Below are 11,246 nucleotides of genomic sequence, written 5' to 3' on the forward strand. Positions count from 1 at the left end.
CTACATGGATAGCCAACGTGCTGAAGCCAGTAACAAGCTGCCATCTGCCACCAAGGCTTGCCACTATACGAGCAAGTGCCATAGTTCTTGTTTGTACAGCGCACCATCTTTACAGTCATGCCATCCTGTGCCAAATAGGTCTGGATGTACTGGCAGATTTCCAAAGTGTGGAAATCTTCTTCGTTCAGCGGCGAGCAGTATACAGGCCGCTGTGTATACCAGCCACTGCCATTCCAGAACCAACCGTGCCCAGGAGACAGAGTGATACTGCGACCTCCCAATCCCAATACGCGAGCCTCTTTGCGAGGTTCTATAACAGGTGTAGGCGCAACATACTCCGCTAGCGGAGTACCCTCGACATTCACGGCAACTTCACCTTGAAAGCCATAATTCCAAAGGGTAGCTTTCACCTGATCGAAGATGCCTGCAAGCCTTTCCTCCGTAAGTTCGTGCACCAAAATGCCTCGGGAGAAATTGACAACCGCTTTATTCCCCTCAATCCTGAAATCGAGGAGCTTAGTGCCAGGAGGCACTGCCGAGGTCAATGCTGGAGTAAATGGCGTACTCGGAGGTGGTGAGGATAGTAGAGAAAGTGCCGAGACCGCGTCCACCGCTTTGGGATGGTTGGTTACGAAAATTTCTCCACCGCCATCAATATAGGCTACCGGTCCGGCTAGGGCACCACTGGCAATGCAGAGGCACCCAAGTAGTGCTATCAGCACTACTCGCCACGGCGAAAGACACAAGTCTTTCATACGCATCCCTCCCATGAAATTTTCCGCTCGTACCAAACGGAATCGTGGTGGCCATGGGATGTTTCGGATGCAGAAACAAAAAAACGACTCTGTGGTACGCTAGCGAACTTACATGAATTATAACGCCAAGAACAAAAAAGTCAAGTAGCCTTTTGGGTAATCATCGGAAGCCTTCATACTTCAGAAGTAACTAACATTTAAGATATTTCAAGCCAAGGTGGATAAAACCCCATAAATAAAATTTCCTCTGTTGTAGCAGCATTTCTCGCGCCACCACAACAGAGGATAAGAAAGCTAATCTGCGCCTAGTAAATCAGCTTAAAGCCCCATCTTTGTGAAGCTAATTCCGAATCCTAGATCATCGCCATCAATCAATGCCACATCGCCGCGTAGCATGTCTGTCAACGCAAACCTGACGCCTACATTGAACTGAGCATCATCATCGGTGTCAACGTATTCAGCCATTAGGCTCATGCGCTGGCTGATTGTCCAGTCCAAAGCCCCAAACAATCCATCAAAGAAACCTGTACCAAACCCTACGATGCCCCTCAGAGGCTTTGAGGGCTCGCCGGCGATATCCGAAGCCATCGGCGTAAGGTTCTTACCGAGCAGTACGTAGATGCCAGGATCGTCATCTGGATCGAGCTCTCCGCCCAGGTCTAATACACCCAGGACCAATGAGGGCCTCGCTGCAGTCTCGGGGAACAGCAAGTATTTGCCATTGATGATAGTTTCCTCGTTTCCATTATCAAAGTCAACCCTTGCAACCCCAAGTTCAAGCGAGGGTGTAACCCCTACATTGGCACCTATAATTGTCTGCGTCTGGTCGGTGTCCTCGATTTCGATGGCGTGGTAGTTGGCGCTGAAACCTCCCGGCGACAAAAGTGTGTCATCTGGCGTTAATATATTGCCTGAAGTGCTAAAGAACGAAGGAGCAGCGCTTGCTATTCCTAAACAGGCACATACAAGCAATAAACCGATTGCCAATACTAGAAAACTGTTCTTCATCCTTTCAACTCCTTTTTAGGTTTTTAACTTTTAATTCTACTCATCAACTAGCAACGAAGGATTCTCCGCCGCAACTCTTGTTATTAATAACTTTGCTACCACCTCCCCATAGCAATTTTGGCGTCTTGCTTTATGAAGAACTTCTCTGCATTTAAATCCTTTCGACACCATGAGAACGCCATGCAAAATTCAATAGCGCAGTTAAACCAATGGCTCTTTACCAACTTTGCCTTTTGGTAATTCAGCTATTTTTCAAACGGTTAATAAATTCGGCACTCAGAATTATTAATCCTTCTTACAAGTTGAAAGTCCTAAAATTTCTAGCCCTTAAAATAGCCAGTTGGGCACCACTTAGGTCGCATGGCGTACGGTTACCAATTTCAGCAGGAATACAAGGACAATTGCCCCAAATATGGCCGAAGTTAGGTATACTCCGCTAAATATTGGACCAATCCTTAAAAGTGCAGACCCCACCCAGGCGCCCAAGAAACCTACGATAATTGTTCCTATCCAGTCAGCACCCGTCTTTATGCCCATTATTAGCTCAAAAATTGCTCCTATTACTGCAGCAATAACAAACAGGAGAAAAAGACCACCTAATGTCATGATGTATCACTCCCTTCATAATAGGTTTAATAAAGCACTTGCTGTGGCGCCGTCTTTTGCGAAGGTAGTGCAGGCTGCTTTTGAAGCGAATGAAGCATTAGTAAAGGGAGTGGCTGTTTCTTGGCTGTGGAAACAAGTACTGTTTCGTCTTGGGCAGGATTTTGAATTATCCCAGTCCCACGATGCACCGGCACCCACCATGCAAAGTACGCTACTAGAACTATAACAATAATAACTAGCAGAATGACAATAAATGTCCCCAAAATTGCTGACTTGCCTGGTTCGCTCATACGCATCAACACACTTCTAGTTGAATATATACTGGAGCTGTTTACCCGCATGACTCGGAATCTAAACCGTGCCAACAACTTCACTAACTTCTACGGCAGACAAGAAAGCGTCAAGTTTACAGATTAGCAAGGGCATTCAGGATTAGTAATGAGGCTTGCTTATCAAGCGGGGAATTGTTATTGCCGCATTTGGGAGAATGAATGCAGGATGGACAACCATCAAAGCAGGGACATTCGGAAATTGCTTTTAGAGTTGAATTAATCAATTCTTTAATTTTTGTATATGCATCTTCGGCGATGCCAACGCCGCCGGGATGTGCGTCATATATAAATATAGTGGGAAGCCCAGTGTGAAAATGCGACGGATGGGATGCTCCACCAACATCTTGGCGGTCGCACATGGCATATAGAGGCATCATTCCTATTAGCGCATGTTCTAGGCCGTGAATGCCACCTTCTAGGTCATAGCCTCGGCTCTGAACAATCCTTGCTATAGAGGAATCAATAACAAGCCAGATTGCCTGGGTATCAAACGACTGAGGTGGAAGGTCTAGGTCTACGCTCTCAAGCGTTTCATCAGTAAGCAAGCGCTTTTTCTTATAGCCAATGACTTGCTCCGTTACAATCACTTCGCCAAAGCATACTTGTGCGCCCGCCAATGTTTGGGATTTAAGCGTCCTTTTTATGAGGGTTTCCGTAACAGTTGTAGCCGAGGTGTAGTAGTCCACATCACGTCTGGAAGCATAAGCACAGCGTCCTACTTGGTCAAGGCGTTCCACAACATACGACTCGCCTTGATGAAGGTAGACTGCCCCTTCGTGAATCATTTGGAAAGCAGTAGCTTCCTCAACTGAGCCCAGAGGTTCCCCAGGCTTAGCAATGTCGTAAATTAGGTAACTATTTCCTCCTGTGGAACGTATGTTGACGTTGGCCGCTGGGTAGCCTTCACCATTCCAAAACCACTTCCCTTGGCGAATTATCTGCCCCGACTCAGCCAACAGGTTTAAAATCGGCTTCGAATTCGCGCCGAAAAGATCACAATCGAGTTCCGAAATAGGAATTTCATAAGCAGCACAGCACAGATGTTCAGCAAGGATGTAGGGATTTTGCGGGTCCAGAATGGCTTTTTCATTAGTACGGTCCAATAAATAGGTAGGATTCTGCATAATGAACTGGTCAAGCGGATTGTTAAGCGCTATTAGAATGGCAAGCGATGTATTTTGCCCTCTGCCTGCGCGTCCAATTTGCTGCCAAGTGCTGGCAATCGTGCCTGGATAACCCGTAAGAATGCACGCTTCTAGGTCGCCGATGTCAACACCAAGTTCAAGTGCATTAGTTGCCGTAACTCCTAGAAGCTCTCCTCCAAAAAGCCCCTTCTCAATCTGCCGTCGCTGCTCGGGCGTATATCCACCACGATATGGCATAATCCTCCCGGCAGCCTCAGGATCATGCGCTTCTAAATTCGCTCTAGCATATCGATAAATTAGCTCGGCAACAACCCTTGCTTTTGCAAAAGTTATGCTTCTTATACGCCGACATGCAAGCTTAGAGAGAAGGTAAGCCGCTTCCCAGTTTGCACTTCTTCTTTCCCCAACACCTATATAAGGTGGGTTCCAAAACGCAAACAACTTCTCCCCAGAGGGAGAGCCATCATCATTTATGACCTCTGCCCTTACGCCCGTGAGCTTCCTCATTAGCTCCTCAGGGTTGCCAATTGTTGCTGAACATGCAATGAACTGCGGAACAGAACCATAATGGCGGCAGACGCGGCGCAGACGCCTAATAATATTTGCAACATGTGCGCCAAATACTCCGCGATAGACGTGCATTTCGTCTATAACTACAAATGCTAAATTGCGGAAAAATTCAGCCCATTGAGTGTGATACGGCAGTATCGCAAGGTGGAGCATGTCCGGATTCGTCAGAACCGTATGGCAATTCTTGCGTATGGCGCGCCGTTCAGTTTGAGGTGTATCCCCATCGTATATCCCAAACCTAAGTTCGAATTGGTGATTGAGCTCGTTAAGTTTGCGCAACTGGTCCTGTGCAAGAGCTTTTGTAGGAAACAGATAAATGGCACGCTTAGCTGGCTCTGAGAGCTGGATGTTGAGAATGGGAATATTGTAGCATAGGGTTTTGCCGCTTGCAGTTGATGTTACAACAACCACATGACGTCCGTCCAGAACTGCGTTAATTGCGGCGGCTTGATGTGAGTAAAGCTTATCTATTCCGAGGGCTTTGAGTCGTTCGCAAAGACGAGGATTAAGCTTATATATGGCTTCACTATAGCGAGCCGGTTTTGCCGGTATGACAGCTAGATGAACAAGCTGTCCTTTGTAGTCGGGCGAGTTTTGAAGTTCCGCAAGGAATTTCCGCAGACTCATGACCGCGGTTCAACAAGCTTCACAAGACCAATGCTAAGAATGTATAAGAAGACCATGGGCAAGCCTATCATCATCATTGTCATTGCATCTCCGGAGGGTGTTACGGCCGCAGCAACGATAAGCAGAGCAAGGACGGCCTGCCGCCAATATGATTTCAACATCTGTGAGTCAACAATTCCAACTCTTGCAAGGAACATCAGTATGATGGGGGTTTGGAACACCAAGCCAAAAGCCAAGTACATTTTTATTATAAATAGGAGTGTCTGCGCAACAGAAGGCATAAACTTCGCGCCGGGTGGGTTCTGGCTTATCAACCACCTAATTCCCATTGGTAGTGCGAAGTAGGCTAGTGCCACGCCTAAACAGAATAACAATATTGAAAGGGGGGCTACAAGCTTAACCGCTAGCCGCTCCTTCCGCGTCAGACCTGGGGCAATGAATCCCCATCCCTCCATGGTGATTAGCGGCAGCGCAAGGATTAAACCTGTAATTAGGGATATCTGGAACTTGATTGTAAATCCTTCAGCAACGCCGGTGAGAAGGAATGAACTTCCCATCTCTTTCAAGAAACCAATGATTGGACCGGCCAAGATTTTGAAGAAGAATGGAAAGAAAAACCATCCGGCGCATGCACCGATAGCCAGATATATTGCGCACCGTATGATTCTTGTCCAAAGCTCAGCTAGATGTTCTACAAGCTCCAGCTGTTTTCCGTTTTCGATGTCTTCCTCAACTTCGGTCTTCATAGAACTAAGCACTATTTGGTTACCTTGCGAACTACTGAACTATTTTATCCTTTGCATTTCTCGGATAGGTTGTAAGCCGCTTTTGCCATTAAGGAAACTCAGGCGGGGAAAGTACTCCCCGCCCGAGCCAATATTAAGTCAAGTCTACCAAAACTCTTTTACGCCTGCGTAAACTAGCGAGCTAGTTCCAAACTCTGCTTTACTTCGAAGACCACCTGCACGCTACTCTGGGTCGGCGTAGTGCTTCGTCGGGTACCAACGCTGAAGCTTGGCCCGCTTGTAGTGGGCAAGGGTGGCGGCGGCTCCTCGAAACCGCCTGGACCACTTGTTGAGCTTGACACTCCCAAAGAAGCTCCGCTCAATACGCTGGATGCATAGCTCGACCCACTAGTTATTTGCTGAGCTAGCGCCGACACCGATGCCGAGTCGGTTTCTGCCGTAATTGTAGCCGTAGTCACCGACGAGATTAATTTGCCAATCTGATAAGCAAAATATGTGATTGTTTCACCCTTTATTTGTGAGTTTCCCTTGAGCGCGGTCGGGAACGGAGATCGTCCAATGCCTTCAAATGTCGTGACGATTTTTGCGCAAGGATAACCGTTATGCCACTCTGCCCCTTCTAGCGTGCTATGGGTATTTAGAACCAATGACTCGCCAGTGAGTACATCCCGAATAACCTTATCTCTGGAAGTCCACGAATCGCCCACGACTAACTTGTTTGAAGGAAAATTCGGCAGGTCAACTGTTATCAACAAGCCTGGGGAACTTGAACCCATAATATAGCTAACTCGACCCGACAAGTCCTCAATATCATAAGCAGCACGAATATTCAGGCTTGGCGCGGGCACTGACCTCCCACCTTGCACGAGCTTAATCGTTCCGATGGGCTTTTGTCGGATTAGAAATGTGCCGTCCGGCCGAGCATCTTCGACCGATCTCCTCACTACTAATTCGGAGCCTTCGAATGCTTGACCTACTGTGTTGGCAAGTTCTGTCGTCCCCTGAATGCTTTTGAGGCTTGCGGTGATGGAGTACTTATAGTCTACTACCATACCTTGTCTTAGCTTGTATCGCAGTCTAATCCCACCAGGCGGAAGCTCGGCTTTGTTTTTCACGTACACTGTGATTTCTTTACTTTTGCCAGTCTTTTTGCCTCCCGCATCCAAAGCTTGTACCTTTATGGTATGTTTACCCTCTCGCGGTTTTCTTTGCTCTGGGGTAAGGCTCGGGTCGGTTTCCTCGGCTTTGGTATCCCAAACGTACACGTAGGATCCGCCATTTTCATCTGGATTTGAGACTGCTGCCCTAAAGCGGCCATCTATGAAGTAAGCGACAAAACCGCCTTGTGGAACGCATCTGCCTGGTACGATTATGCGCACCTTTTCCCGCACAGTCGCTCCGTCCAACGGTCTTGCGATTTCGATGTCGCTCACGCTTTGAGCGTGGAGGTATGTCAATTGTAGTACTGACATAACCACGAAAGTGATTATAATTGTTAGCCTACTTCTTAGCATATCTCTCTGGCCCTTCAATTCATTAAAGTCACCACAGGGTATTGATTCGAGACCGCTTGGGTATAAATCCATCCCCCGGGATTTTCAGACAGACTTAATCGTAGCATAAGGGAGGAGCGAAAGTCAACGAACCACCCCTCCCCGAAGCCTTTCCCTTAAGTTTGACTTCCTCTGCGGCCGTGCTGTTCCGCAATTAGCCAGCCTTATGAAATTCAATTACGGTTCTACAACCTATTTAGTGCACTTAATCACCGCAAGCAGAAAGCCAATCCATGTCTATACTTTTACCCACTGTCCAGTCTCGGCCGACTTTTCCACAGCATCCAGCACCATTTGGCATTTCAATCCATCGTAGAAGTCAGGCGCCGGATTTTTGCCTGTAGCAATTCCGTTCATTAGATTGTATATCTGATGAACAAACGTATGTTGCCAACCTATTATATGGCCTGCTGGCCACCAACCCTTGATGTATGGATGCGGCGGGTCTGTAACAAGGATTGTTTTCCAACCTTGCTGTCCTTCCTTGTCTTTGCGATTAAAGAATTCCAGCTCATTTAGTCTTTCTAGATTAAATCGTATGCTGCCATCGCTACCGTTTAGCTCGAAGTGATTTCCATTGCGGTTTCCGGTGGCGAAGCGAGTTGCCTCAAAGGTGCCAACTGCACCATTCTTGAATTTGGCGAGGAAAAGCGTCGCATCGTCAACAGTAACCTCACCCATTTGCTTTCCAGCTTTAGCGCTTAACCCTCCTGTCGCTTCTGAGAGAACTGGACGCTGTTTGATAAAGGTTTTCATTAAACCACATACCTCATCAAACTCACCGCAAAGGTAGCGGGCAAGGTCAATAATATGAGCATTGAGGTCACCATGAGCACCTGAGCCGGCTTTATCTTTCTGAAGTCTCCAAACAAGCGGGAATTCGGGGTCCACAATCCAATCTTGCAGGTAAACAGCCCTGAAATGATAAGGCGTGCCTATCATTCCCTTTTCAACCATTTGCTTTGCCAGCTCAACGGCTGGAACACGGCGGTAGTTAAAGTTTATCATGTGGATGATACCTGCCTTCTCGGCGGCATCTATCATTTCCTTACATTCAGCCGTGTTCATTGCCATTGGTTTTTCGCAGAAGATGTGCTTGCCATTTTTTGCAGCCGCAATCGCAATCTCTTTGTGCGTATCGTTCCCGGTAGCAATATCTACCAAATCGATGTCATCGGCTTCGACCACATGTTGATAACCTTCGCTTGACCGCTCCCAACCATACTGCTTTGCATATTTCGCCGCTTCAGCACCAACAAGCCCGCATATCTCCTTCATGACGGGCTCAGCCTTGACATCCGGGAAAGCAAATGCGCAGTCGCGATAACCAACGCTATGCGCCTTTCCCATGAACAAATAGCCCACAAGTCCGACGTTAACCTTTTTCTTTGCCATTCCTAATCCTCCTCTTCGATAAACTTTCTTTTGATGTTTGGACTCTGCAAGCTAGAATGAGGTGTTTACGCTATCCGTAATATTTAAAAGCTAATCAGCTAATGAAAGCAGAGACCGGGCCTGCATGCCCCGAGTTGGAGCCTGCAAGCCCGGACTTTTATTTTCAACTCGCCACAAGAGTTGGACCGCTCATTTTTGATTTATTTACGGCGCAGGAGGCGGTGGCGGCGACGTTGCTGCTTCCGCATCGCTTACTCCAGGAGGAGGAGCATCGTTCTTTGACTCCTCTTTGGGGGCTTCTTCGGACGGCTGAGCGGCAGGCTTCGGCGACTCAGCTGGTTTGGACTCTTCTACTTTTGGCTGTTCTTGTTGTTTCGGCGGCTGAGGAGCCAGATAGTTTACAATCTTTGCTTTATTTCTAAGCGTAAGGAACCAATCATTCATTTTTTGTTGCAATTGCATTGTGGTCAGACGGTCTATTAGTTCCTTTCTTTCGTTTCCTTGTGCTTCCTTGCCGCTACCGAAATACTTTACGATTTGATACCCAATTGCGGTTTTGAATGGGTCGCTTATATCACCAGGTTTGAGCTTAGCAATAGCTTCCTCAAACTCCTTACCCATTGTGTTCTTGGGCACATAACCCATGTCGCCGCCCTTCTCTTTTGTCATTAGGTCCTCGGAGTACTTCTTTGCAGCCTCTTCGAATGCCAATCCATCTTTTATCTCCTGAGAGATTTTGGCAATCTTCTCCTGAGCTTCCTGCTCGGCTTTCTTTTTCTCTTCTTCGTCCTGTTTATACGGGACTTTTATTAAGATTCGCGAGACCTTTACTTGTCCGGCAAGATCCTCATCGGTTATCTTGATTGTTTTTCTAACTATTCCCTCGGCTTGAGCTTGAGCCTTTAACCTGGCAAACCAGTGTCCAGGCGTCATTCCGCTACGCTGCAAAGCCTCTTCCAAAGACATGCCCGGAGGAAGGAATTTCTTGCTCTCCTCCATCTTTTTCTTGATTTCCTCAGGGGTAACAACAATGCCCTGTTTCCTTGCCTCTTGTCCTATTAATCGGTGGTCAATCAGCTCCTCAAGCGCCAAGGGGCCGCTCCAATCAAATAGGATGTTTTCCAGCTCCTTTTTGGTGATTTTCTCACCGTTCACGGTAGCCACTATGTCCGGCACCGGCTTAGCACAATATGCCGGGATTGCCGAGATTGCTATGACTACTGCGATTAAAATAAGAATTCTCTTTGTCTGCATTCGACCTCTCCTTTCGAAATGCGTTACCGCTTATGTTACAACAAATGCCATCGCAGGTCAATATGTCCTGACCTTTTCGCAAGCTATTCCAAGGCTAATTACCTTAGATTAACAATATAATTCACCATCTAGTACTCTGCTTTACTTCACCACCCCTTTGAGCAACTCTAATACTTCAGATTCGGTTGGCAGGGAAGGCTGAGCTCCCATTCGTGTAACCGAAACCGCCGCGGCAGCTACTCCGAATTCTACAGCCTTTCTCATATTTTCGCCTCGCGCAAGCGCCACCGAAAGCGCACCAGTAAAAGCATCTCCCGCCGCGGTTGTGTCCACTGCCTTGACGGGAATCGCAGGCACAAGTTGGTTCCCTTCACGCGTTACAATCAGGGCGCCGCGTGAGCCAAGGGTAACTACTGCGCTGGCAACCCCCAGATCAAGCAGTCCAGCGGCAGCCTGCGGATTATCAATCAAGCATTCACTCGGCAAATTAAGCAGTGCCGCCGCCTCGGTTTCGTTTGGCACTAGCACGTCAACTAATCTAAGTAGCTCCGTTGGCAATTGCCTTACAGGTGCTGGGGTAAGAATTATTTTTACGTCGTGCTTCTCTGCAATACTTGCGGCGTGGAATACGGTTTCTAACGGAATCTCGAGTTGGAGAAGAAGAACTTTGCTCTTTGCTAGGGCTTCTTGTGCTCTATCAACATCCTCCGGCGCAAGTCTTCCGTTCGCCCCAGGAGCAACTACAATCGAGTTCTCGCCTTTCGCATCTACGAAGATTAACGCAACTCCAGAATGTGTGGAAGAATCCCGAATTATAAAGTCTGTCCTAATTCCCTCGCGTTCAAAATTACTGAACGACAAATCACCAAAAACATCGTTGCCAATTCGAGCAATAAAAGTAACTTCTGCTCCGAGCCTAGCTGCTGCGACCGCCTGGTTCGCGCCCTTGCCGCCAGGAGCCATTACAAATTCGCCAAAGACCGTCTCGCCCGGCATGGGCATTCGCTCAGTTTTGGCTACCATATCCGTGTTGCTTGAACCGACAACAACAATTTGGCTCACCAGATTTTCTCCTCCGGCTCGAGCTCCTTAATATCGCCCCGGCGTCCATCTATCCGTACTCTCAATTCATCCTGTGCTGGAATTGTTATCTTACCTACCACGCCAATCCTGGAATGCCGAACGGAAAGCGTCTGGTCTCGCAGTGAGGGATTTTCAAGTGTAAGAACTATGTCGTTGTCAACCTCTTCTGTTT

The 11,246-nt window shown here is 47.6% G+C and carries 11 protein-coding genes; all 11 read right to left on the minus strand.

Annotated features, from left to right (window positions below):
- The coding region (locus QHH26_13355) for a GerMN domain-containing protein (protein ID MDH7482942.1) at positions 1-755 on the minus strand (755 nt) is incomplete at its 3' end.
- A gap of 318 nt (positions 756-1,073) precedes the next feature.
- The gene (locus QHH26_13360; GenBank protein MDH7482943.1) at positions 1,074-1,763 is read right to left on the minus strand and encodes a hypothetical protein; all 690 of its coding nucleotides are present in this window, start codon (positions 1,761-1,763) and stop codon (positions 1,074-1,076) included.
- Between the two features lie 351 nt (positions 1,764-2,114).
- Positions 2,115-2,369: a GlsB/YeaQ/YmgE family stress response membrane protein gene (locus QHH26_13365; protein ID MDH7482944.1), complete on the minus strand. Its 255-nt coding sequence runs from the start codon at positions 2,367-2,369 to the stop codon at positions 2,115-2,117.
- Positions 2,370-2,395: 26 nt separating this feature from the next.
- Positions 2,396-2,665 carry a hypothetical protein gene (locus tag QHH26_13370; protein MDH7482945.1) on the minus strand — a complete coding sequence of 90 codons (270 nt, stop codon included), beginning with the start codon at positions 2,663-2,665 and terminating at the stop codon, positions 2,396-2,398.
- Between the two features lie 110 nt (positions 2,666-2,775).
- Entirely contained in the window at positions 2,776-5,043 is a 2,268-nt protein-coding gene (locus tag QHH26_13375; GenBank protein ID MDH7482946.1) for a DEAD/DEAH box helicase, read from the minus strand.
- Positions 5,040-5,789 carry a twin-arginine translocase subunit TatC gene (gene tatC / locus QHH26_13380; GenBank protein MDH7482947.1) on the minus strand — a complete coding sequence of 250 codons (750 nt, stop codon included), beginning with the start codon at positions 5,787-5,789 and terminating at the stop codon, positions 5,040-5,042. The genes QHH26_13375 and tatC overlap by 4 nt, the downstream gene beginning before the upstream one ends.
- Before the next feature lie 173 nt (positions 5,790-5,962).
- Positions 5,963-7,303: a hypothetical protein gene (locus QHH26_13385; GenBank protein MDH7482948.1), complete on the minus strand. Its 1,341-nt coding sequence runs from the start codon at positions 7,301-7,303 to the stop codon at positions 5,963-5,965.
- A gap of 276 nt (positions 7,304-7,579) precedes the next feature.
- Positions 7,580-8,737, minus strand: coding sequence for a Gfo/Idh/MocA family oxidoreductase (locus QHH26_13390; GenBank protein ID MDH7482949.1), 1,158 nt, complete (start codon positions 8,735-8,737; stop codon positions 7,580-7,582).
- Positions 8,738-8,941: 204 nt separating this feature from the next.
- Positions 8,942-9,991, minus strand: coding sequence for a peptidylprolyl isomerase (locus QHH26_13395; protein ID MDH7482950.1), 1,050 nt, complete (start codon positions 9,989-9,991; stop codon positions 8,942-8,944).
- 141 nt (positions 9,992-10,132) lie between these two features.
- Entirely contained in the window at positions 10,133-11,056 is a 924-nt protein-coding gene (rbsK, locus tag QHH26_13400; protein ID MDH7482951.1) for a ribokinase, read from the minus strand.
- Positions 11,050-11,246: hypothetical protein (locus QHH26_13405; protein ID MDH7482952.1), on the minus strand; the 197-nt coding region annotated here is incomplete at its 5' end. The genes rbsK and QHH26_13405, both read right to left, overlap by 7 nt.

The organism is Armatimonadota bacterium, from assembly GCA_029907255.1.
In the GTDB taxonomy this organism is placed as follows: Bacteria; Armatimonadota; UBA5829; order DTJY01; family DTJY01; genus JAIMAU01.